The 21,457-nt window shown below is 60.3% G+C and carries 35 protein-coding genes and 1 tRNA gene; 33 read left to right on the top strand and 3 right to left on the bottom strand.

The window, feature by feature from the left end; translation table 11 throughout:
* Positions 1-33: 33 nt before the first annotated feature.
* The 6 genes from pgm (at position 34) to AC1Q6C_RS21810 (ending at position 5,713) form a co-directional block, all read left to right on the top strand.
* Positions 34-1,671, top strand: coding sequence for a phosphoglucomutase (alpha-D-glucose-1,6-bisphosphate-dependent) (gene pgm, locus AC1Q6C_RS21785; RefSeq protein WP_042924497.1), 1,638 nt, complete (start codon positions 34-36; stop codon positions 1,669-1,671).
* Between the two features lie 42 nt (positions 1,672-1,713).
* Positions 1,714-2,967 (top strand): MFS transporter, encoded by a 1,254-nt coding sequence (locus tag AC1Q6C_RS21790; RefSeq protein ID WP_030534968.1) that lies wholly within the window; start codon positions 1,714-1,716, stop codon positions 2,965-2,967.
* Between the two features lie 25 nt (positions 2,968-2,992).
* Entirely contained in the window at positions 2,993-3,481 is a 489-nt protein-coding gene (locus AC1Q6C_RS21795) for a MauE/DoxX family redox-associated membrane protein (protein WP_003942318.1), read from the top strand.
* 42 nt (positions 3,482-3,523) lie between these two features.
* The gene (locus AC1Q6C_RS21800; RefSeq protein WP_007731305.1) at positions 3,524-4,267 is read left to right on the top strand and encodes a DsbA family protein; all 744 of its coding nucleotides are present in this window, start codon (positions 3,524-3,526) and stop codon (positions 4,265-4,267) included.
* 145 nt (positions 4,268-4,412) lie between these two features.
* Positions 4,413-4,488 (top strand) — tRNA-Ala (locus AC1Q6C_RS21805).
* Positions 4,489-4,609: 121 nt separating this feature from the next.
* Positions 4,610-5,713 carry a tyrosine-type recombinase/integrase gene (locus tag AC1Q6C_RS21810; RefSeq protein ID WP_492666771.1) on the top strand — a complete coding sequence of 368 codons (1,104 nt, stop codon included), beginning with the start codon at positions 4,610-4,612 and terminating at the stop codon, positions 5,711-5,713.
* Between the two features lie 41 nt (positions 5,714-5,754).
* On the opposite strand, the gene AC1Q6C_RS21815 is transcribed toward AC1Q6C_RS21810, so the two are convergent.
* The 3 genes from AC1Q6C_RS21815 to AC1Q6C_RS21825 are packed head-to-tail and all read right to left on the bottom strand — an operon-like array spanning position 5,755 to position 7,637.
* On the bottom strand, positions 5,755-6,606 hold the full coding sequence (locus AC1Q6C_RS21815; protein WP_492666772.1) for a DUF2510 domain-containing protein: 852 nt from the start codon (positions 6,604-6,606) through the stop codon (positions 5,755-5,757).
* A gap of 11 nt (positions 6,607-6,617) precedes the next feature.
* On the bottom strand, positions 6,618-7,061 hold the full coding sequence (locus tag AC1Q6C_RS21820; protein WP_492666773.1) for a hypothetical protein: 444 nt from the start codon (positions 7,059-7,061) through the stop codon (positions 6,618-6,620).
* A 48-nt stretch (positions 7,062-7,109) separates the two neighbouring features.
* Positions 7,110-7,637 (bottom strand): helix-turn-helix domain-containing protein, encoded by a 528-nt coding sequence (locus AC1Q6C_RS21825; RefSeq protein WP_492666774.1) that lies wholly within the window; start codon positions 7,635-7,637, stop codon positions 7,110-7,112.
* A gap of 205 nt (positions 7,638-7,842) precedes the next feature.
* On the opposite strand from AC1Q6C_RS21825, the gene AC1Q6C_RS21830 reads away from it, so the two are divergent.
* From AC1Q6C_RS21830 to AC1Q6C_RS21960, 27 genes are all read left to right on the top strand, one after another.
* Complete coding sequence (locus tag AC1Q6C_RS21830) at positions 7,843-8,121, top strand: hypothetical protein (RefSeq protein WP_099697365.1); 279 nt, start codon at positions 7,843-7,845, stop codon at positions 8,119-8,121.
* Between the two features lie 68 nt (positions 8,122-8,189).
* Positions 8,190-8,381 (top strand): hypothetical protein, encoded by a 192-nt coding sequence (locus AC1Q6C_RS21835; RefSeq protein WP_492666775.1) that lies wholly within the window; start codon positions 8,190-8,192, stop codon positions 8,379-8,381.
* Positions 8,378-9,382, top strand: coding sequence for a YqaJ viral recombinase family nuclease (locus AC1Q6C_RS21840; RefSeq protein ID WP_492666776.1), 1,005 nt, complete (start codon positions 8,378-8,380; stop codon positions 9,380-9,382). Before AC1Q6C_RS21835 ends, AC1Q6C_RS21840 begins: the two co-directional genes overlap by 4 nt.
* Before the next feature lie 2 nt (positions 9,383-9,384).
* A complete protein-coding gene (gene recT, locus AC1Q6C_RS21845) occupies positions 9,385-10,224 on the top strand; it encodes a recombination protein RecT (protein WP_492666777.1) in 840 nt (279 codons plus the stop codon).
* Entirely contained in the window at positions 10,224-10,910 is a 687-nt protein-coding gene (locus AC1Q6C_RS21850) for an exonuclease domain-containing protein (protein ID WP_492666818.1), read from the top strand. The genes recT and AC1Q6C_RS21850 overlap by 1 nt, the downstream gene beginning before the upstream one ends.
* 139 nt (positions 10,911-11,049) lie before the next feature.
* A complete protein-coding gene (locus tag AC1Q6C_RS21855) occupies positions 11,050-11,376 on the top strand; it encodes a hypothetical protein (protein ID WP_492666778.1) in 327 nt (108 codons plus the stop codon).
* Positions 11,373-11,582 (top strand): hypothetical protein, encoded by a 210-nt coding sequence (locus tag AC1Q6C_RS21860; protein ID WP_492666779.1) that lies wholly within the window; start codon positions 11,373-11,375, stop codon positions 11,580-11,582. Before AC1Q6C_RS21855 ends, AC1Q6C_RS21860 begins: the two co-directional genes overlap by 4 nt.
* Entirely contained in the window at positions 11,579-11,863 is a 285-nt protein-coding gene (locus AC1Q6C_RS21865; protein ID WP_492666780.1) for a hypothetical protein, read from the top strand. Before AC1Q6C_RS21860 ends, AC1Q6C_RS21865 begins: the two co-directional genes overlap by 4 nt.
* A 13-nt stretch (positions 11,864-11,876) precedes the next feature.
* Positions 11,877-12,743 carry a hypothetical protein gene (locus AC1Q6C_RS21870; protein ID WP_492666781.1) on the top strand — a complete coding sequence of 289 codons (867 nt, stop codon included), beginning with the start codon at positions 11,877-11,879 and terminating at the stop codon, positions 12,741-12,743.
* On the top strand, positions 12,740-13,228 hold the full coding sequence (locus AC1Q6C_RS21875) for a hypothetical protein (protein ID WP_492666782.1): 489 nt from the start codon (positions 12,740-12,742) through the stop codon (positions 13,226-13,228). The genes AC1Q6C_RS21870 and AC1Q6C_RS21875 overlap by 4 nt, the downstream gene beginning before the upstream one ends.
* Before the next feature lie 248 nt (positions 13,229-13,476).
* Positions 13,477-13,686: a hypothetical protein gene (locus AC1Q6C_RS21880; protein WP_492666783.1), complete on the top strand. Its 210-nt coding sequence runs from the start codon at positions 13,477-13,479 to the stop codon at positions 13,684-13,686.
* Positions 13,683-13,874 carry a hypothetical protein gene (locus AC1Q6C_RS21885; RefSeq protein ID WP_492666784.1) on the top strand — a complete coding sequence of 64 codons (192 nt, stop codon included), beginning with the start codon at positions 13,683-13,685 and terminating at the stop codon, positions 13,872-13,874. Before AC1Q6C_RS21880 ends, AC1Q6C_RS21885 begins: the two co-directional genes overlap by 4 nt.
* On the top strand, positions 13,871-14,086 hold the full coding sequence (locus AC1Q6C_RS21890; RefSeq protein ID WP_492666785.1) for a hypothetical protein: 216 nt from the start codon (positions 13,871-13,873) through the stop codon (positions 14,084-14,086). Before AC1Q6C_RS21885 ends, AC1Q6C_RS21890 begins: the two co-directional genes overlap by 4 nt.
* On the top strand, positions 14,083-14,322 hold the full coding sequence (locus tag AC1Q6C_RS21895; RefSeq protein WP_209908209.1) for a hypothetical protein: 240 nt from the start codon (positions 14,083-14,085) through the stop codon (positions 14,320-14,322). The genes AC1Q6C_RS21890 and AC1Q6C_RS21895 overlap by 4 nt, the downstream gene beginning before the upstream one ends.
* A 178-nt stretch (positions 14,323-14,500) precedes the next feature.
* Positions 14,501-15,019 carry a hypothetical protein gene (locus AC1Q6C_RS21900; protein WP_492666786.1) on the top strand — a complete coding sequence of 173 codons (519 nt, stop codon included), beginning with the start codon at positions 14,501-14,503 and terminating at the stop codon, positions 15,017-15,019.
* Entirely contained in the window at positions 15,016-15,393 is a 378-nt protein-coding gene (locus AC1Q6C_RS21905) for a RusA family crossover junction endodeoxyribonuclease (protein ID WP_336874435.1), read from the top strand. Before AC1Q6C_RS21900 ends, AC1Q6C_RS21905 begins: the two co-directional genes overlap by 4 nt.
* Positions 15,390-16,211, top strand: coding sequence for a hypothetical protein (locus tag AC1Q6C_RS21910; protein WP_492666787.1), 822 nt, complete (start codon positions 15,390-15,392; stop codon positions 16,209-16,211). The genes AC1Q6C_RS21905 and AC1Q6C_RS21910 overlap by 4 nt, the downstream gene beginning before the upstream one ends.
* A gap of 250 nt (positions 16,212-16,461) precedes the next feature.
* Positions 16,462-16,809 (top strand): hypothetical protein, encoded by a 348-nt coding sequence (locus tag AC1Q6C_RS21915; RefSeq protein ID WP_492666788.1) that lies wholly within the window; start codon positions 16,462-16,464, stop codon positions 16,807-16,809.
* On the top strand, positions 16,806-17,204 hold the full coding sequence (locus tag AC1Q6C_RS21920; protein WP_492666789.1) for a hypothetical protein: 399 nt from the start codon (positions 16,806-16,808) through the stop codon (positions 17,202-17,204). Before AC1Q6C_RS21915 ends, AC1Q6C_RS21920 begins: the two co-directional genes overlap by 4 nt.
* Positions 17,201-17,416 (top strand): hypothetical protein, encoded by a 216-nt coding sequence (locus tag AC1Q6C_RS21925; RefSeq protein ID WP_166502085.1) that lies wholly within the window; start codon positions 17,201-17,203, stop codon positions 17,414-17,416. Before AC1Q6C_RS21920 ends, AC1Q6C_RS21925 begins: the two co-directional genes overlap by 4 nt.
* A 118-nt stretch (positions 17,417-17,534) precedes the next feature.
* Entirely contained in the window at positions 17,535-17,888 is a 354-nt protein-coding gene (locus AC1Q6C_RS21930; RefSeq protein ID WP_492666790.1) for a hypothetical protein, read from the top strand.
* Positions 17,885-18,076, top strand: coding sequence for a hypothetical protein (locus tag AC1Q6C_RS21935; RefSeq protein WP_492666791.1), 192 nt, complete (start codon positions 17,885-17,887; stop codon positions 18,074-18,076). The genes AC1Q6C_RS21930 and AC1Q6C_RS21935 overlap by 4 nt, the downstream gene beginning before the upstream one ends.
* Positions 18,066-18,365, top strand: a complete 300-nt coding sequence (locus AC1Q6C_RS21940; protein ID WP_336874445.1) for a hypothetical protein — start codon at positions 18,066-18,068, stop codon at positions 18,363-18,365. Before AC1Q6C_RS21935 ends, AC1Q6C_RS21940 begins: the two co-directional genes overlap by 11 nt.
* Complete coding sequence (locus AC1Q6C_RS21945; RefSeq protein ID WP_492666792.1) at positions 18,358-19,014, top strand: hypothetical protein; 657 nt, start codon at positions 18,358-18,360, stop codon at positions 19,012-19,014. The genes AC1Q6C_RS21940 and AC1Q6C_RS21945 overlap by 8 nt, the downstream gene beginning before the upstream one ends.
* Positions 19,011-19,172: a hypothetical protein gene (locus tag AC1Q6C_RS21950; protein WP_158656582.1), complete on the top strand. Its 162-nt coding sequence runs from the start codon at positions 19,011-19,013 to the stop codon at positions 19,170-19,172. Before AC1Q6C_RS21945 ends, AC1Q6C_RS21950 begins: the two co-directional genes overlap by 4 nt.
* Before the next feature lie 691 nt (positions 19,173-19,863).
* Positions 19,864-20,184 (top strand): hypothetical protein, encoded by a 321-nt coding sequence (locus tag AC1Q6C_RS21955; protein WP_492666793.1) that lies wholly within the window; start codon positions 19,864-19,866, stop codon positions 20,182-20,184.
* Positions 20,185-20,187: 3 nt separating this feature from the next.
* Positions 20,188-21,453, top strand: a complete 1,266-nt coding sequence (locus tag AC1Q6C_RS21960) for a PBSX family phage terminase large subunit (protein ID WP_492666794.1) — start codon at positions 20,188-20,190, stop codon at positions 21,451-21,453.
* Positions 21,454-21,457: the final 4 nt, after the last annotated feature.

The following is a 21,457-nucleotide window of genomic DNA, read 5'->3' on the forward strand; positions in this document are numbered from 1 at the left end:
CACAGTGGTCGACCACCGGGCCGAGGGGGATTCGTGGCGCACGAACGAGCAGGACAAGTGGCTCTGCCAGAGGATCTGATCAATGTTCCTCATCTGGTCACCGCGTATTACACGCGCACTCCGGATCCCGAGAACCCGATGCAGCAGGTACTTTTCGGCACTTCAGGACATCGCGGTTCCAGTCTCGACTCGGCGTTCAACGAAGCTCATATCCTGGCGACAACCCAGGCGATCGTCGAGTACCGCGCTTCGCAGGGAATCGACGGCCCGCTGTTCATCGGCCGGGACACACATGCGCTCTCGGAGCCTGCCTGGCTGTCGGCCTTGGAGGTCCTGGTCGCCAACGACGTCGTCGTCCTCGTCGATTCACGCGACGCCTACACTCCCACCCCGGCTGTCAGTCACGCGATCTTGCGATACAACTCGACGGGTCCGGAGGCCAAAGCCGACGGCATCGTCGTGACACCGTCACACAATCCGCCTCGTGACGGTGGCTTCAAATACAACCCGCCGCACGGCGGGCCCGCGGACACGGATGCGACGTCGGTTATCGCCGATCGAGCGAACGAGCTACTGCGCAAGGGGCTTTCCGGGGTACGGCGTGTGACGGCGGCACAAGCGCTGGACCGCGTCGAACGCTACGACTTCCTCCGCTACTACGTCGAAGACCTCCCCAGTGTCCTCAACCTCGACGCGATCCGCGATGCCGGAATCACGATCGGTGCAGACCCCCTCGGCGGGGCAAGCGTCGACTACTGGGGCGCGATTGCCGAAACTCACCGACTCGACCTCGAAGTGGTGAATCCTCTCGTCGATCCGACCTGGCGGTTCATGACGCTCGATACGGACGGCAAGATCCGCATGGATTGCTCGTCGCCCGACGCGATGGCGTCGCTGATCGGGATTCGGGATCGCTACGACATCGCGACCGGAAACGATGCGGACTCCGACCGCCACGGCATCGTCACTCCCGACGGCGGTTTGATGAACCCGAATCACTATCTGGCCGTTGCCATCGAGTACCTGTTCGCGAACCGGCCAGGTTGGGGCGCAGATACCAAGGTCGGCAAGACCCTCGTGAGTTCCTCGATGATCGACCGTGTCGTGAGCAGCCTGGGCCGCGAATTGCTCGAGGTTCCGGTCGGGTTCAAGTGGTTCGTTCCCGGATTGCTCGACGGGTCTGTGGGATTCGGCGGCGAGGAAAGCGCCGGCGCGTCCTTCCTCCGACACGACGGTTCCGTCTGGACGACGGACAAGGACGGCATCATCCTTGCGTTGCTCGCGTCGGAAATCACCGCGGTGACGGGAAAGTCTCCGTCAGCGCACTACGCCGCGTTGGCCGAGAAGTTCGGGAGCCCGGCGTACGCACGTATCGATGCGCCCGCGACACGCGCACAGAAGGCAGTCTTGGCAAAACTGTCTCCCGACCAGGTGAGTGCAACCGAGCTGGCGGGTGAACCGATCACCGCGACACTGACTGCCGCGCCCGGAAACGGCGCGGCGATCGGTGGTCTCAAGGTGACGACGGAGAACGCATGGTTTGCAGCGAGGCCGTCCGGCACGGAGGACGTGTACAAGATCTATGCCGAGTCGATGAAGGGCGCCGATCATCTGGCTCAGGTTCAGGCAGCGGCCAAGGACTTGGTGTCCAGCGTCTTGAAGGCGAACTAGCCCGCGGACCGCTCATGTCGCCCGGCTAGAATTCCGGGCGACATGAAAACTCGTGCAGCCAAGCTGCCACAGGAAATTTGGGTACTGGTCGCCGCCAGCTTCGTCATCGCCCTCGGATTCGGGTTGGTCGCCCCGGCACTACCTCAGTTCGCACGCAGCTTCGATGTATCGGTCACCGCCGCCACGATCGTGATCTCGTCTTTCGCTTTCATGCGGTTGGTGTTCGCGCCGATGAGCGGCACTTTGGTACAGAAACTCGGTGAGCGTCCGGTCTACATCGTCGGCCTTTTGATCGTCGCGGTCTCGACCGGTGCGTGCGCTTTCGCGGGGGAGTACTGGCAACTTCTGCTGTTCCGGTCGTTGGGCGGCATCGGGTCGACCATGTTCACGGTGTCGGCTCTCGGGCTGATCATTCGCATGTCACCGCCGGACAGTCGCGGCCGCGTGTCGGGTCTGTACGCGACAAGCTTTCTCATGGGATCGATCGGCGGCCCGCTGGTCGGCGGAGCGCTGTTGCAGTTCGGTCTGCGGATGCCGTTCATCATCTACGCAATTGCGTTGGTGATCGCCGCGCTCGTTGTCTTCGTGAGCCTGCGTGGATCTCATTTGGCGTCACCGGACAAGGCTGTCGATGTGAAGTCGATGACTCTCACAGAAGGCCTCCAGTCTCCGGTGTACCGGGCAGCGCTCGGATCGAATCTCGCCTTCGGCGGCGTGATCTTCGGAGTTCGCGTTGCCATGGTTCCCCTGTTCGTCGTCGAGTTCCTCGGCCGAGACCCCTCGATTGCGGCCTACGCCCTGACGATCTTCGCCGTCGGCAATGCGTTGGTGTTGATCGTCTCCGGACGACTCTCCGACCGCTTCGGACGCAAGCCCTTTGTCGTGAGCGGTCTGCTCATCTGTGGTCTGGGAACCATCGCAATGGGATTCACCGACAACCTCGTGGTGTTCTTCGCCATCGCCGCAGTGACTGGTGTCGGCTCCGGGCTCATGAGTCCGGCCCAGCAGGCCGCGGTTGCCGATGTTGTCGGATCGACGGCCCGAGGCGGACCCGTTCTGGCGGTATTCCAGATGATGTCCGACATCGGTGGGGTAGTGGCGCCGATTTGTGCCGGGCTGATCGCCCAACATGTTTCGTACTCGGCGGCCTTCGCAGTGATGGGAGCCGTCGTTGTCGTGTCGGCGACGGGGTGGCTGTTCGTCCCGTCGCGAACGAAGCCTGTCGAATCCGTTGTAGAAGATCTGACTGATGTGACGGTGCTAACGGATACTCCTGCGCGGACAAACCTGGACTGACCGGGCATTCTGTACTCTCGATCGGGTGGCAATTCGCATCGTGAGTCTTGTGGCCCGATTGGGTTTGGCGGCCGTCTGGCTGATTTCCGGGGGACTCAAGTTCTTTGATCCCGTTCAGACGAAGATCGCGGTGCGCGCCTATCAACTATTGCCCGAGTCACTGGTGGGTCCGGTGGCGACGGCTCTTCCCCTGGTCGAAATAGTCCTGGGCCTGCTGATCCTCGTCGGGTTGGCGGTGCGAGCATCCGCTGCAGTCTCGGTGGTCATCCTCACGGTTCTCATTGCGGTGATCATTTCGGTGTGGGCCAGGGGATTGTCCATCGACTGCGGATGTTTCGGCGGCGGAGGTGCAGCCGACGTCGGCGCTTGGGACTATTCGAAGGAGATTCTCCGCGACCTGGGCTTCTTGGCACTTGCCGTCTGGCTGCTCGTGTTCCCGCGTTCGCCACTCGCATTGGGGCCCGGATCACGCGCGGCGTTCTCAGTGGATACTCAGTCTTCAGTGGCAAGGTAAGCAATCGGTAAATCGTTTCGACGCACGAAGGACTGCATCAGCGTGAGCACCAAGAGCAGCAAGAACAAATACTCGCCGGAACCGGTCTCGAGCCGCTCCACCTACATCATCGGTGGCCTCGCGGTGCTCGTGATCGCGGCCCTCGTCATCGGCGGTGTCTTGTGGACGAACAGCAAGAACAAGCCCCAGAACGACGGCTACGGCTCCGTGCAGAGTTCCGAAGTTGCCGTCACGGTGCAGGACAACGGAGTGGTGCTGCTCGGCAAGCCCTCCGCCGCGACAACCATTGATCTCTTCGAGGATCCGCTGTGCCCCGCCTGTGCCGCTCTCGAACACCTCAGTGGCCAGGCTCTCGCGGCCGCTGTCGACAACGGTGACGTCGCCGTGCGATACCACATGCTGAACTTCCTCAACCGGGCGTCGGGCAGCGGTGACTACTCCACACGGGCCGGCGCTGCGCTCCTGTGCGTTGCTCAGGGCGGCGACGCGATCGCGTACTCCGCATTCCACAACAAGCTTTTCGCGACCGACACGCAGCCGGCCGAGGGCGGCAGCAGCGACCACACCAACGACGACCTCGCCCAGATCGCTCGTGATGCGGGCGCATCCGAGGACGTGGCAACCTGCATCTCTTCCGGTACCAACGTCGAAGCCGCCGCGGCCAACGCCGCAGCCGCCAGCCAGGCGCTCAAGGATGTCGGGTCGAACGGGACGCCCACGGTTGTGGCGAACGGCAAGATCGTTGACACAGGCAGCAGCGACTGGGTTTCCAAGCTCTCCTCTTGAGCTGGAGCGGCCGCTTCGACAAGGAGCGGCCGCTTCGCTCTGACCAGGCGATTTGTTGCCCACGAGTCAAGTGGTGTAACTTTCTTCCAGCAAGCGGAAAGCAGAACAGCCGCTGCGAGTTCGACTGTTAGAGCGAACTGAATACGGGGCTATGGCGCAGCTGGTAGCGCACCACACTGGCAGTGTGGGGGTCAGGGGTTCGAGTCCCCTTAGCTCCACCATATCGATGCAGGTCAGAGACCTGCAAGGTGAGAAAAATGTTGACGGTCAACACGCCACGTCAACACATGTCACACAACGACGATACGATGACCTCCCTAACCGGGAGGTTTTTTTCGTTTCATGGCATCCATTCGACCACGAACCACCAAAGCGGGCACGCCCTACTACCAGGTTCTGTACCGGCACAACGGCACGCAATCCTCGGACAGTTTCGACGATCCGAAAGAAGCCACCAAGTACAAGAAGCTGTTGGAGCAGATCGGTCCCGACGCAGCGCAAGAACTGATGTTCGGCGCCGAAGCATTGCCCGAAGAGATCCCCTCCCTGACGGTGACAGAGTGGTGCACCGAGTACATCGACCATCTCACTGGCGTCGAAGAAGCAACGAAGAACAAGTACCGCGCATACCTCCGTCGCGACATCGATCCGATCCTCGGTTCTCTGCCGCTATCTGTGGTGAACGAGAAGGCGATTTCGAAGTGGGTCCAAGCGCAGGAGGGTTCCTCGAAGACAATCGCCAACAAGCATGGATTCTTGTCGGGTGCGTTCAACGGTGCTGTGCGAGCGAATCACATTGAAGTGAACCCGTGTGACGGTCGTAGGTTGCCGGCGCGGCACAAGGAAGATGAGCCGGTGTTCTTGACACCGGCTGAGTTCGTTCGGGTGCGGGATGTCGTTGTGGAGCAGTGGCGTCCGTTGACAGTATTTCTGGTGTCGACGGGAATGCGGTTCTCGGAGGCAACTGCGTTCCAAGTTGGTGATCTGAATGTTGATGAGAAGACGGGCCGGATCGTGCGGGCCTGGAAGTACACAGGCGAGGCGAAGCGGAAACTAGGTCCGCCGAAGTCCCGGAAGTCTGTGCGGACGATCAACCTGTCAGATCAGGCGATCGAGGCGTGTGGTGATCTGAAGGATCGCGCACCAGATGAGTTCGTGTTCACGAATCGGCTCGGGCGTCCGGTCACTGCGCAACTGTTCCACAACAAGGCGTGGCGGCCGATGATAGCGGAGCTGTCCGACAGATTAGGGAAGAAGCCGCGGCCACATGATCTTCGGCATTCGTGTGCCAGTTGGATGATCGCGGCCGGGGTACCGCTGCCAGTCATTCAGCAGCACCTCGGCCACGAGTCGATCACGACGACGATCAACATCTACGGGCATCTGGATCGTCGTGCCTCACAAGCCGCTTCGGCTGCCCTCACCGCAGCCCTCGAAGGACTTTAGGCCAGCGGCTGCTGGATGAGGTCAGCGATGATCAGTTTCATTCACTTGGATCCGGTGACGGTGACGATGTTGACCTGAACTTTGGGCGCGGTAGTACTGCCGCCGCGCTGCGTATCGTACGACTGCGATCCGAGGACCTCGACGTGAAGGGTCACGAAATCGTCCTCGACGACATCTGCAATCAGAGTGGGATCAATGGCCGTGACAATCGTGTTCTGGTCGTAGTCGTAGGACGCGTCCTGTGGAGATCCGGCTGTGCGGGCAAGGAACATCTTGTTCCCTGTCGCAGCGTCAGCCTGGAAAACGACACCGTAAAGGGTTAGCTTCCGACCCTTGTATGCATCTGGATTCTTGGCAAATAGTGCGAAGTCGCGATCCGAGATGGACTCATACGTATTCGGATCGAGTTTTGCAGCTTCCGCTTGTCGTTTTGCTTCAGCGGCGGCTTCGGACGCGGCGCGAGCAGAAGTGGCCGCGGCGGCACTTGCCGATACTTCCGCGGCGGACTTTGTTGTCGTGGCCGGGGTAGTGGTTTGCGTCTGCGTTGTTGTCGATTCGGCGGCGACGGTTTCAGGGGCTTTGTCTTTTCCGCCATTCACAGCGGCGATGCCGATGATGATGACCAAGACTCCGGCCGCAATCGCGCCGATTACGAATTTGTTGGACTTCTTCTTCGGTGCGTTACTGGAGGTATCAGTTATTCCGAGTGGCGGGATTTCTCCGGCTGATTGGGCTGTTGGTTCTGCGTGCTTGGGCTGAGCTGCGGGAGCCGTGGGTTGTGTTCGGGGTGTGGCCTGAGTGGCGCTGGTCCACTGCCGACCGTCCCACCAGCGCAGTTGATTTGGTGTGCCCTCGGGGTCGGGGAACCAACCTGAGCCGGGAGGCTGAGTCATTGTCGTGCCTTTCAATTTGTCCACGGCGATCTTCGCCGCAGCTCTGTTTCTATGTATTCACGTTCTTTTGGGGTGAGGCGGGCAACGCGTGTTTTGAGTATCTCGAATTCCACCCAAAGTGTTTCTGCTGTTCCGTCGTGGATTTGCGATTGATCCCAAATGACAGCATCCAACAGGTCGTCTAATTCCACGAGGGTTTGAGCTGTTAGATACTCCACAGTCTTTTCCTCGCGCATTGCGAGGTAGGGGTCATCGGGTAGCGGGCCGCGTTCGTGGTGGTGCGTTTCGTGGGTGAGCGTGTTGCGTCGTTCCGTTTGGCTGGACGTTTTGTCGATCTCGATGACGCCTGGCTTCAGCCTGCCCATGCATCCGGCTTCACCGCAGCTCTCAGTGAATTCGACGGTGACGTCTGGGTGTTTGTCCCGGAGGTGTCGCCATGGGTGGTAGTGGGCCATGTGGGGAGTGTGAGGTAACCCACCGACAATGACAAGGTTGGGATTCGGTCAAGCGCCGAACTCAGGACCTTCGTCCTGGGGGTGGTCTTCGAAGTCGCCTTCGAGTCGTCGGCGCCGACGTTCCTGGGTTTCGCCTTTGCGTGCGGCCAGGATGTAGTCGTCTTGGCTTGCGTCAACTGCTGTGGGTTGATTTGCCGTTGTCAACGTCTCGTCTTTGACTGGCCGTTTTTTGCTGGCGGCCATGACTCGGATGATTTCGTCGAGGGCGTCGCGTTCTCGTTGGTCGAGAAGGTCGGCTTCGGAGGGCGGAGTGTAGGGCTTCGCAACTTCGCGGGTCTGGCCGATCCAGCGGGACAGTTCGCGTACGTCGATGCGGAGGGCGTCGGCGATTTTGGCGACTGTGGCTGGTTTTGGTTTGGCGTTGCCGGCGCGGATGTTGGTGATGGTGGATGTGCCGATTCCGAGGTGTTCGGCTAGTGCGCGGTGTGAGGGGGATTCGCCGTCGCGCTTGTCCACGAAGCCAGCTTTGACGAGCGCTGCGTCCCACAGGTCGTCTGTGGTGGGTTCGGTGTTCATGTGTAGGGAGGTTTCCTCACGGCGGCGGTGTTCGAATAACCAAAGTGTAGACGTTTTGTCTACAAATTCCGTCACTGTCATTCACATCTACTGAGGTCTGGTCGGAAAACTTTTGTAATCCGTGTAGACAAAGCTGTCTACACCGTCTAACGTCTTGTAGGACACAAGACGCAACGTCTACAGTGACTACGGAAGGAAATAAGCAGTGAAGACCAAGCAACTCGAATGGAGACTCGACGTGATTGTCAACGCCGAACTGCTGAGCCATTACATGACTCACCGCGGCGAAACCTGCCGCTCGCTCGCACTGAAAGCCGGCTGCTCACACCAGCTGATCGGCTTCTACAAGAAGGGCACTCGCAAGCACTGCCCGTCTGCTCGCGCCAAGAAGATCGCTCAGATCCTGGACGCCCCCGAGAAGATCGTTTTCACGCCCGAACCGTCTCGTGTCACGCGAGACGGACGATTGAAAGCTTCGGCATGAAGGCACGAAAAAGCCCGCCCTCTTGCAGGAGGACGGGCGAGGCAATCACCAATCGGAAGGAAAAGCGAATGCTCACACAGGATATCACTCCTGAGTTGCAGGAAGCAGTGGACAGATTTGATGATGTGTTCGACTTCCATTACCCGCATCTACGGGTACCGGGGACGGTCGGTGTGGTCCGCGAGGACTGCACGGTTAAGGCCCTCGACGCTGCGACCGACTTGTTCATCGACTCACTGCCTGTGTCGGTGATCCTATGACCGCCATTGCTGCCCCCTACATCGAGTTGCCTGCGGTCGAAGACAACAGCATCGAATGGTTACAGCTTCGGCGCCAAGGGATTGGCGGCTCAGAGGTCTCCACGCTCCTCGGAATGCAGAACCCCGACTGGGACGACCCGTACACAATCTGGCTCGACAAGACCGGACAAACCCCACTCGACCTGAACCCACCATCGGAGGCTGCGTTCTGGGGCCACGTCCTCGAACCTGTTGTCCGGGCACGCGCCGCCGACATCCTCGGCGTCACCATCTCGAAGCCGCCGATGCTCCGCAGCGTCACTCATCCGTTCATGCAGTACAGCGCAGACGGATTCATGTCCGACGAACGACTCTACGAGGGCAAGACCGCGAACGCGTTCAAGGCGTCCGAGTGGAAAGGGCAGATCCCCGACCACGCCGAACTGCAAGTCCAGGCCGGCATGTTCGTCACTGGCAAAGAACAGGCTGTTGTCGCCGGCCTGATCGGCGGGCAGAAGCTTGAACTGTTCGAAGTCGACCGCGACGACCGCATCATCACGGTAATCCTCGACACCTGCGAACCGTTCTGGGTCGACAACGTCCTCGCAGGCATAGCGCCACCAGTCGGCGCCGGTGATGCCTCAAAGGATGCGCTGAAGCAGCTGTACGGACGCAAGGGTGGAGTTCGGAAGCTCCCAGTATCGGAGTTCGAAGAGATCCACGCTCGGGCGCTAGCTCATGCAGCAGCAGAGAAGCGCGAAAAGCTCGCGAAGCAGCAGGCACAGAACGAACTTCGCAAACTCCTCGCAGGCAAGGATGCACTAGTCGGTGACGACGACAAGGTGTGGGCCGCATTGAAGAACGGAGTATTCGCGTCTGCGAAATTCCGGGACAAGCACCCCGACCTGTATCGCGAGTTCCTGGTCGACGCTCCGAAGCTCGACACCACAGCCCTGAAGGCAGCTCACCCGACTGAGTACGCCGAATTCGTATCCACCTCCGTAGACGTAAAGAAGGTCTGATCATGGGAAGCAATCTCGCAGAACGCGTCACCTCGAACGCAGCAGCCACGAGTGGGGCCGCGCCTGCCGTTCAGCAGCGCCAGGAACCGTCATTGACGGACAAGATCCGTGGGATGGAGAAGCAATTCCAACTGGCGATGCCGAAAGGCGCAGAAGCTCAGCAGTTGATCCGGGATGCGCTGACCTGCCTCCGTCAGACACCGAAGCTTCAGGACTGCGAATCGAACTCCGTTCTGGGTGCTTTGATGACGTGCTCACAGCTTGGTCTGCGGCCCGGTGTTCTGGGCCATGCGTGGGTTCTACCGTTCTGGGACAACAAGTCCCGTGGGTACAAGGCCCAGTTGGTCATCGGCTATCAGGGATTGGTGGAGCTGTCATACCGTTCCAATCAGATCGCATCGTTGAGTGCTCGCACGATCTTCGCGAACGATGTGTACGAGGTTGAGTACGGACTCGAAGAGAAGTTGCTGCACAAGCCGCTCATGACTGGTGACCGCGGCGAACCCGTCGCGTACTACGCGGTGGTCCGGTTCGCGAACGGCGGATCCACGTATGTCGTCATCTCTCACGTCGAGATGTTGAAGTACAAGCAGAAGTACGCGACAGCGAAGAGCAAAGAAGGAAATGTCTTCGGCCCATGGAAAGACGAGTTCGAAGGCATGGCGCACAAGACGTGCCTACGGCAGTTGTCGAAGTGGATGCCGAAGTCCACTGAACTCGCGCTCGCTGTCGAGAACGACGGCGCCGTTCGAGTTGACCTCACTCCGGCCGCAGTCGAGACGCCGCAGCACATCGAAGGCGAGATCGTGGACGAGGCGCAGTCCGATCCGGCGGTTGCGTGATGTGGGGTGGTGCGCCGTTGGCGGCGTTCGATCTTGAAACTACGGGCCCTGATCCGTTGGAAGCTCGCATCGTGACAGCGTGCATCGCAACAATTGATGGCGCAGAGGTGACATCGCGTAATTGGTTGGTTGACCCCGAGATTCCTATTCCGGATGGTGCCGCCGAGGTGCACGGAATCACCACTGACAAGGCCCGCTCTGAAGGCATGGTCTATGCCAAGGGCTACGACGAGATCCGGTCTTCTCTCGAAACAGCTTGGGCTGCTGGGCGAATCGTGTGCGCCTACAACGCGTCGTTCGACTTCACTGTCATGGATCGAGAGGGGGAGCGGTTGGGGTATCCACCGCTCCCGTTCGGGGCGATCTTCGATCCGTTTGTCGTCGATCGAGCTGTCGACAAGTACCGGCGCGGGAAGCGCACGCTGTCGGTGACTTGCGAACACTACGGCATCGCGGTGGGCAACGCTCACACCGCGGATGCTGACGCGTTAGCTGCCGCCCGTTTGGCGTGGAAGCTTGGGCATCACAATCCAGGACTCGCGGAGATGTCCGTCGACGAGCTGATGTCGCAACAAGCGGCGTGGCATCGGGAACGGCAGTTGGATTACGCGGCGTATCTCGATGAGCAGGGCAAAGACTCGTCAGGTGTGTGCGCCGACTGGCCGCTACGGAAGGTCGCCGCATGAGCCTCTACTACCACGAGCGATGCACGTGTTCAGGCCCTGTCGAAGGCTGGCCTCAGCACGAAGCGTTCTGCGGCCAACCTGATCCAGGCGGCCCGTACTACATCGACCCATCAATCCTCGAAACTCAGAAGGATGCAGCATGACTTCTGCTGGTGAGCAGCTCAGGTTGGACGGGCAAGACGCAGCCCTCGCAGCCGCGACAGTCGGACACCACGACCACCCCAACCGCATCGAAACCGCCCTCACAGAACTCATCCGATCCGGCCGCGAGTTCAGTGCTGACCACGTCCGCGACGCAGTCCCACCCGAAACACGGGACTGGCTCCGCGCAGGCAACGGAAACGTCCTCTCATCCATCATCGGCAACGCATCACGCCGCGGCCACATCGCCCAAACCGGATGGTGCCAACCTGCACGAAAAGAACGCCACTCCAACCCGAACCGAGTCTGGAAAGGCGCCGCATGATCCGCGAAGCCTCACTACGAGTGCCCGTCACCCACCCCAACATCGGCACCTACAGCGCCCTCAGCGAAGTCACCATCGTCCACAAAGACAAACACGGATACACCATCTGCCTCGACAACGGACACCCACGCGGCGGCCTCTGCCACTGCATCGTCGTCCAACGCGACCACCTGTACATCCCACACGAGAAACGAGAAGCAGCATGACCACCACCGAACAACGCCGGCACGTACCACCCGACGAAGTGTTCACCATTGACGAAGCGGCACCACGCCTCCGATGCAGCCCCAACTATTACCGGGAGCAGTTGCGCCTGAAGAGGTGGCCAGGCAGGAAGATCGCCAACAAGTGGCGGGTCACCGAAGCTGACATCAAAGAAACCCTGAAGATCGTGTACTCCGATCCGATCTTCCGGCCGCGACCGGATCCGGTGTCAGCCCGCCCTGGCACTCGACGCCGCTACGAACGACACAACCGCCGTAAGTAAGGACAGCCCCACCGTGCCCAAAGACAAGCGGATCTATATCAATCTGGCGGTGGATATGGACCGCAATCCGAAGTACATCAACCTCACGGACGGGCAGAAGTGGTTGATCGTGAAAGCCATCATGCACTGCCGTGAGTACCCCAACGACGGCAATCTACCCCTGCCTGTGTGGGTGAAGATGGGAACAAAGCGCAACAGAATTTCGGTGGAATCTTGCGGAGCGATCACGATTGTTGCATCAAAAAATGTCGCGATTGTTCACGACTATGCCGAACATAATCAGACCATTGCGGAGATCGAAAAGTCTCGAAATGAGAAGATTGCCGCAGGTCAGAAGGGAGGCAAGGCCAGGGCAGCGAACCGGGCTCATGCCAACGAAACGCAAGCAGACGGGCTAGCAGCTGCTAAGCAGGACCTCAAGCAGAATCAAGCAGAGATAGAGATAGAGATAGAGAAAGAGAAAGAACTACTTACTTACGTAAGTAGTTCACCTCACCTAAGAGACGCGCAGGCGAGACCACGGGGAGTGCGAGACATCGCCGAACATCTCAATGGGACAGCGCACTCCGCTGAGGCGCATCTGATCGCCAGGGCCTACTCGGAGTCCTGCCCGTCGCCAGTCCCGGGCGATTTGATTTCGAAGATCGCTCAAGCTGTCGACGGATGCCTCAAGTCAGGGGTGAGTCGGGAGCAGATCGAAGCAGGGATCCAGGACTGGGCAGCGTCGCCGATGACAGCCCCATCGATGATTCCCGGATTCGTTCACAAGTCCGCGAACCGGGCAGCGACCCCAGCGACCACACCGACATCGAAGTCCGACGAGAAAGTCCAAGGCTTCCTCGCCTTCGCCAACCCGAACACCAGGAAGGAACTCGCATGAACGAGTGGATCGAAACGTCAGCGTTGGTGCTGGCGAAGTGCGCCGCGAACGATCCGTGGTTCCCGAACCCCGGCGAAGCTCTCGTCAAGGCGTGGGCCGAAGTCTTCGCCGGTTCGCATCTGAGCCGCGAGGACTTGCTCGCTGGTGTGGCACGGGCGTACAGGATCGAAGATGAAGGGTTCCGGCCGTTGCCGGCGTCGATCGTCAACCATGCGCGTGCCGCGTACTTCGAGGCTCTGGGTGCGCTCGACGATGAGCAGCGGGATCAGATGTTGACGATGGCGTACGAGCTGGAGGACATGGGGTTTCCGCCGCCGCTGGCGCAGAAGCATGTTCGTCGGGTGGCGTTGGGTCGTTCCCCGGCGATCGATTTGTCCGAGCAGCAGCGTGCGGAGTTGTTCTCTCGTGTGCAGGTTCGGTTGGCGTTGCAGCCTCGGGTTGGTGTGGCTGAGGCCGTTGAGCGGATGGCAGCGGCGAAGAAATGATCAGATTTGCGGAAAGTGGGGCTGAAACGAATTTTGGCGATCCGAAGGTGCTCGTCGGGGTGGATGTGCCGGATCATGCTCGTTCGCCCGCTGGCGGCTTACTGAGAGCGGGCAACTGTCACGTAGGACGCAAGACGCCAGGCGGTAAATCCTTTTACCGTGTGAGTCATGCGTCTTGCGTGACGCATGATGATTGTCTACAGTTGGAGCATCCCGTTGCAGCGGGACCAAAAATCGGAAGGAATGTCATGACTGTTCTCACTTTTCGTTCGCGTGGCCGGCACCGGACTGGTGTGCCCGCGCTTGAACTCATCGCCTCTGCCCGCGCTGTGAATGCTCCGGTGTGCGGCAACTGCACCTCCATCAACCTCAGTGCGTACACGGATCCCGGATTCGGTGACTATTTCGTGTGCGAGGACTGCCTGACGCAGCTCGACACCAATGGGGGCCGACTGTGAGATCCCTTGCCTCGCATTGCGACCGGCTCGAATCCCTCGCACTCATGGACGACTACACCGGCCGGCACGAACGGTTGGAACGCCGCAAGTTGTGGCGCGGACGAACCTACGTCGCCGTCACCCTCACCGGACTATGCATCACCTTCGCCTACACCCTCACCGGATACCTGAACGGATACGCAGCATGAGCATCAACGTCAACCTCGACCTCGTGACACGAGCGCTCGACGAAATCCGCACCGCCTCCGACGAACAACTCGACAAGATCGAAGAACTCGAAGCGCAGGTTTCCGATCTCGACGAAGCACTGTTCGACTGCCAGCAGGAACGCGATAGTGCTGAAGCTCGCGTGTACGAGCTGGAGGAAGAACTCGAAATCGCAAAGGCGGCCATCGCATGAGCACTTACCTCGAAGAACTCGCCACGCTCGCCGCGAAGATCGGCGACGACAACGCGAAAGCCGCCCTCGATTTGGGTTGGATTGGGCCGCAGGAACGGGACGCCCTCGTCGACGCCGCACAGCAGGCGCGGAAGCAGTTGGCGAAAGCCCGCACCGACCTGCAACAGGCGCAGATGACCGCGAACACCAGCAACATCAGCCAACGGGACTTCAGCAAGCTCGTAGGTGAGTTCTGATGGCGCACTTCGACAACGACGACGGACTAGACGACCCCGTCACCCTCGACCGCTGGGAAGACAACGACGCATGGGACCGAGCCCACGAACAGGCGGCAGGGAAATGATCGCAACCAGCCTCTCCACCCAATCCTGCCCCACAGGCTTGTGCGGCCAATGCGGGCCCTGCCGACGCGAAATGCGCGAAGCCGACCGCCTCATGATCCCGAAAGCCCTACCACCCATAGAACTCTCACCCACCGTCCAACAACTCCTCGCCGAAGACCGCAAACGCGAACGCCGCACCCGACGCCCCGCGCCAAAAGTCGCGAACCGGCGCACCACACCACCACGACGACCCACACCACTACCCCCAACAACACCCACCCCACCCCACATCGAACCCTGCACCGAATGCCACCAACCCCGCGGACTCACCCGCGGCCGCATCGACGGCGTAGGAACCCTCTGCACCGTCTGCTACGACCGACCGAACCTCCAACAGATCATCGACACCATCACCGCCACACCCGTACGCACCAAAGCACAAAACACCGCAATATCCCGCGCCCGCCTCCGCATCCAACGCATCACCTACAACGGGCGCCCCTACCACCCCAACGCACCACACGGCACCGACAACAGCTACATCTGCTACCAATGCCGCTGCGAAGCCTGCACCCAAGCGCACGCCGAACTCGACAAGGCACGCCGATGACCCACACCCTCACCATCATCGACACCCACCACCCCGGCCGGCCACCGCTCACCATGAACGAATACGAGCGCGCCCACTACCGCAAACAAACAGCCGCGAAACGCCGCATCCAATGGCAAATCAAAGCCGCACTCCAAACCACACCCATACCCACCCTCAACCAGGCGACAGTCAGCATCATCCAATACGCGCCCAACAAGATTCGCCGCGACGTAGACGGACTCGGAGCCTTCCGCAAAGCCATGCTCGACGCCCTCGTCATGAACAAAGTGTTCCCAGATGACAACACCCATCACGTCATCGACGGCGGAAACACCATCCTCCTGGACCGCGAAAACCCGCGCATCGAGATTCGAATCGAGCCCACACCATGAGCAACAACGGCGAAGACATCATCCGCGAAACCTTCGAGAAGCTCGGCGCCGCCATTGGCGTCCAGATGCAGATGCCCGACGCCATGATCGCAAACCTCGGAGCCGTGCTTCAAGCTCAGATCGACCTTCTTGCTGAACTCCAGTCCACTGGCCGTCTCATCCCTGCCGGCGGGATGTCGCTCACCGCCGAGGAGTGGGCGGACGTCCAAACGGTGTCGAACTGTGCCATGCAGTACGGCAACATTGCGAGCCGGGAGGCTGCGTACAGGCTCGCTGTCCGCTTCCCGGCAACCGAACCCGCCGAGGAAGCCCCGAATCTCGCTGCTGTCGCGCAGGAGCCACGACGCTTCGACCCTGCCGACGAATGCCAGAACGACAACCACGACCCTGGCTGCGTGTGCGGCGCTCAACATTGGATGACCACTCCCGCCCCTGCCGAACCCGCCGAGGAGGAGACGAAAGCGGAGGGACGAGACCCCGACGAACTCGCCAAGCGCATGGCACTGATTTGGGAAGGCGGATGGGATGAATTCGACGAGAAGGAACGCGATTACCTACGTTGCGCGGCGGAAATAGCCCGCGCTTACTACGCCTCCTCGCCGGTTGTCCCTGCCCCCACCGAAACCGGACCGCAGACGCTCGAAGGGCCGTGGGATCGCATCGAAGACGTACCGAAAACCGTTGGCCGACTCACCGATCGCGATGGCGACATATGGGAATGGGATGGCGACAACTGGGTCACCCCCGAAACGGCGATCCTCCCGACCACGTACATCAACCGGAAGTACGCCCCGTTCGTTGCAGCCGAGGAGGGGTGAGCATGAGCCTCTGCGAAGACTGCCTGCCCGCATGGGAGCAATGGCATGACTACCGGCACAACGGGCCACTTGGAAGGTGGAGGGTATGGCCGCTTGGCAATCCTGGATCGGATGGTATCGCTGCGGCTGCTCGTGCATCTGCCGACAATTTGCGGTCGGCGCGTGAAGAGCGGAAGTCGCTGTCGGAGTGGCAATGCGCGCTGGTGATGCGACTGTGCGCCGAGCAGCACTCGAATGACGAGGTGACCTCGTGACTGGGGTGGATGTTGAGCACACGAAAGCGCTGGAGGCAGCAGCAACACCAGCACCGTGGTTCTGGGACGACGACAACTGGCTGGACGCGGCATCATCGGCACCGTATGTGATCGAGCCTGACGACGAGAGCGCTGTCCGTGGACCACAGAAGCTGATCGTCCGTCCTGCCGATGCGGAGTTCATTGCTCACGCCCGGACTGCACTACCGGCCCTGGTTGCGGCTGTCGAGCGAGTCCAAGCACTGCACACGAAATCCAACCAGGGCTACGGCGAAGACGACTACTGCGATTGCTGCGGAACGAACTGGCCCTGCCCGACCATCGAAGCATTGGAGACACCATGACCGAGAAGACATTCCGCAAGAAGCCCGTCGAGGTCCAGGCAATGCAGTGGGACGGCGGATATGAGACCGCCGACGCACTGTGGGAGTGGACGGAGTTCGTCGTCTCCCGCAAGGAAGATGGCACACCACACATGGTCGCCACCGACTTCATGGTCCTCGGCGAAGATGACTCCTACGAGGTATTCAACTGCTACGACGAGGATTTAGAGCCGATTCCCGGCAACGAGGTCGACCAGCGTCGCAAGGAAGGCTACAGCGCCGTCATCCGCGATCGGCTGCACGACACCTGGGTGAACGTCCGCGAGGGTGACTGGATCATTAAGGGCGTCCAGGGCGAGTTTTACCCCTGCAGACCCGACGTGTTCGCCGCGACGTATGACGAGGTGTCGTCGTGACCGCGCCTGATCCGGGGTTGACCGACCTCATCGCAGCGCACCGACCGAATGGCGTTGTGCCGATGAGCCTCAAGCTTGAGTGCAGCGATCACATCGCATGCTCGTGCGGCTCGTGGGTGAGTTACAAGTGCGGCAAGGGTGTTGATCCGTATGTGGAGTTCGACGCGCATGTCGCATCGGTCCGCGCAGCTTTGGAAGGGGAACAGCAATGAGCGAGACCGTGTGTATCGACCCGGATAAAACCTGGGGCTGCATATCCGAGCAGTGCAGGTTCGGGATTCCACTGTGCGTGACGAGGGACATCACACCCAAGCCTTCTGAGGAGTCGTTGTGAGTGAGATCCGATCACAGGCCACACCCGCGAGGGACGAACTGGAACGGAGCGCAATCGGCTGGCAGCAGTACATCAGCCGCGCACTCGGATGCAAGCCCGGACAACTGACCTACCAACTGGAAGAGTGCATCGAGAAGATTGAGGCACTGAAGCCTCGCACGGTGAACAGCGCCGCCGAGTTGGATGCGCTGCCTCACGAATCGGTGATACGGGACTCACTGGGTGACGTTTACGAGAAGTGGTCACCGCCGGATGAATCTATGACGGAATGGATGACACCCGGCACAAGTTGGACGCCCGCACCCACCCTCCCCGCGACCGTCCTCTTCGCTCCGGGGGAGGCGGGATGAGCCTCGAAACCCAACTGCGCGAAGCACTGCAAACCGCGGCCCGCAACGAAATCCTCCGCAACCCAAACAGCGCAACACAATTCAAAACACAAACCAAAACCAACCAAGACCGCATCATCCAGGCCTACAGCGCATGGGTCCTACCCACCATCCTCCCCATCATCAAGGAACACGCCGGTGACCACTGACCTCCTCGAATGGACTCCCGCAGACTCCAAAGCCCTCGACGCCTACGCCCGATCCATCCCCGGCCGGCCACCACTCAAACGAGACCCACACCTCGCCGAACTCCTCGCAACACTCCCCGGGGCAGGCGGACGCATCGGAATCGACATCGGACAACCCTGCCTAGAATGCGGAACCCCCATGGCGCCCCGAACCCGACGCATCGAAGGCCACACCCCACACGGCGCACGAGGACGCTGCCGACCCTGCCACGACCGCGCACGCCACCGCATCGGAGGACACCGTGACTGAACACTGGTTCATCCCAAAACAGGAGCAAGTCGAACTCGACGACGCGTTAGCAGATGCCCCCGACATCTGCGACGACCTCCACGAAGCAATGAAACCCCGCATCGCCACCGCCAACTGGAACCCCAAAGTATCTACAGGGGATCGCCCCCAACCCTTGCCGTTCAACGTCGCAGCCCTCGACGCCGCCGACCGACTCGCCATCTGCCTCGAAGGCTGGGCCTACTGGCTCGCCAACACCCGAAACATCAACCCACCCAACGGCGGCATCAAAACCCCAGCAGCATTCCTTCGCCGACACCTACTTCTCCTCGCAGCCACCGAAGGCAGCGAAAGCGCACACCACGACATCACTTCGGAAATCCGGCACGCACGCAACGCATCCGGACGAAGCCACCTCCAACCCATCCCCAAACCCAACCCACAACGCCTCGCCCAAGCACACGCCGAACAACTCAACGCCCGAGGCATCGCCACCCTCGCCAAACACATCGGCGCCCAAGGCCTCACCATCCGACGCATCAACCACCTCGCCGAAAAGCACAAAATCGTGCCGGTCCGCTACGCGGACAAGAAAACCCCTATCTACACACTCGGCGACATCCTCAACGCCCACTACGCAACACCCCAACGAAACAGGATCGCAGGATGACATCAATCAGCATCACCGTGAAGTCCGCCCAACTCGGAGACATCACCATCGAACTCGAACCATTCACCCGAGAAATCGGAGACAGCGAAGCCGACACCATCGACACACTCATCTCAAACGCAACAGCATCCATCCGACGCGCATACAAGATTGCATAGTTATGCACGCTTACGGATGAACATCTGATACGCTATGCGCGTACGCGACACCTGACAATCACAACTCGGGTGTCGCGTTTCGTGTACTTGCTGCACACCGCGCCGGACCTGAGACAACGGCGCCCCCTTGTGAGGGACGTGCAGCAACCCCCGGATGGAGCAACCCGCAATCACCACTCGGCATGGGTGCACGTCCGGGGACCAACTTCAGGAGGCCCGATGCAAACAATCCTGGACCTGATCGAAGCCATCCGCATCGCGTGGGCGCTCATCAACTTCTGGGTCATCTAATGCCCAGCCGCGACCTACTCATCTGGGCAATCACCGGAATCTGGCGCATGTGGAGGTGGCACTAATGCAATCACTCCAAGACCAACTCGACCAAAACGAATGGGACCTCGAACAAGCACGACGCGCAGGCAACCCAAACGCCATCGACACCCTCCTCGACCAACGCAACCGAATCCTGACAGACATCCACAACACACGCACATAACCACCCCAAACGAGGTGAACAATGCCCCGATGGGAATGGACACCCGAACAAGACTCCACACTCCGAGAACACCACGCACTCGGAAAAACCCAACAACAAGCAGCCGACCAAATCGGATGCACCAGACCAGACATCAGCCGAAGAGCAAAACGACTCGGAATACTCTGGCAAGAACCAAGCCCCGCCATCGAAGCAATGCGCCAGAAAAATGCTGACAGGTCCGCGCAGGCGCGTGCGCAACTCGCAGCCGCAGTCCTAGCCGACGCCATAAACATCCGCGAACGCATCTGGGACCAGTACACCGTCATCGTCTCCACACCACACGGGCCAGTGACCGAGATCCTCGACCTGCCAGACGCGAAAGCCGTCGCTGAATTCACCGCCGCAGTCGAACGCCTCATCAAGTCCCACGAAAACCTGACCCGCATGGGTGCCGGCCAAGACGCTGACGTCGCGAAGTCGATGCTCAACGAACTGTTCGAGCAGGTGAAGAAACTAGCCGACGAAAAGGAATAACTGATGGCGCTCAACGGTCTGCGGATGTCTCAGAAGCAACTGGAGTCTTTCGCTCACGCTGATGCTGATGCCTCGAAAGGCCGAGTCAACATCTGGCATGGCGCTGTCCGATCCGGGAAAACAGTCGGATCCCTGTTGGCTTTTCTCGTCGGAGTCGCGAACGCCCCCGAGCAGGGTGAGATCGTGGTCATCGGACGGACACGCGACACCATCTTCCGGAACCTGATCGGACCGTTGCAGGACAACAACATGTACGGCGTGATGGCGCAGCATGTGCGTTACAACCGTGGCGCACCGACAGCGGACATCTTCGGCCGCACAGTGCACGTCATCGGCGCATCCGATGTTCGAGCTGAAGCAGCTATCCGCGGTATGACCATCTGCCTCGCATACGTCGACGAAACAACGCTGGTGGCCGAAGAGTTCTTCAACCAGCTCGTCGCCCGCATGTCTGTGCCAGGCGCACGGATCTTCACAACCACCAACCCTGATGGGCCAAGGAACTGGCTCAAGACCGGATACATCGACCGCGCAGACGAACGCGGACACAAGGTGTTCCACTTCGAACTCGAAGACAACCGGGCATACCTTCCAGACGGATACATCGAAGGTTTGCAGGCGCAGTACACAGGCATGTGGCACGACCGATTCATCAAAGGCTTGTGGACGATGGCGGATGGTGTCATCTACGAATCGTTCGATCCCGCACGTCATGTCGTCGACCGACTACCTGAGATGCAACGCATCCTCGGTGTCGGCATCGACTACGGCACCACCAACCCAACCCGAGGAATCAAACTCGGCCTGGGTGTCGACAACAAGCTGTACGCAATGGCCGAATGGGCGCCAGGCTCAGGCACCACCACCGATCACTCGCGCAGCCTCCGTCAGTTCATCAGCACCGATGCCCCCGAATACTTGTACATCGACCCCGCTGCCGCTGTCTTCAAAGTGCAGTTGCAGCGCGACGGATTCGACAACTACTTCAACGCATCGAACAAGGTCGGCGCCGGCATCGGACTCGTCGCATCCTTGTTCTCCACCGAGCAGCTACTCATCCACGCATCGTGCACCGAACTGCTCGGCGAAATACCCGGCTACGTGTGGGATGCCAAGGCTGCAGAGAAAGGGGAGGACTCGCCGGTGAAACTCAACGACCATGCTGTCGATGCCCTCCGCTACGCAGTCTCAACGTCCCGCCCGATGTGGCAGGCACATATTCCAACGCTCGATGCAGCAGCGCGCCTGCCTGATGAACGAATCGAATAGGGGT

The organism is Rhodococcus sp. MT28 (assembly GCF_058792695.1).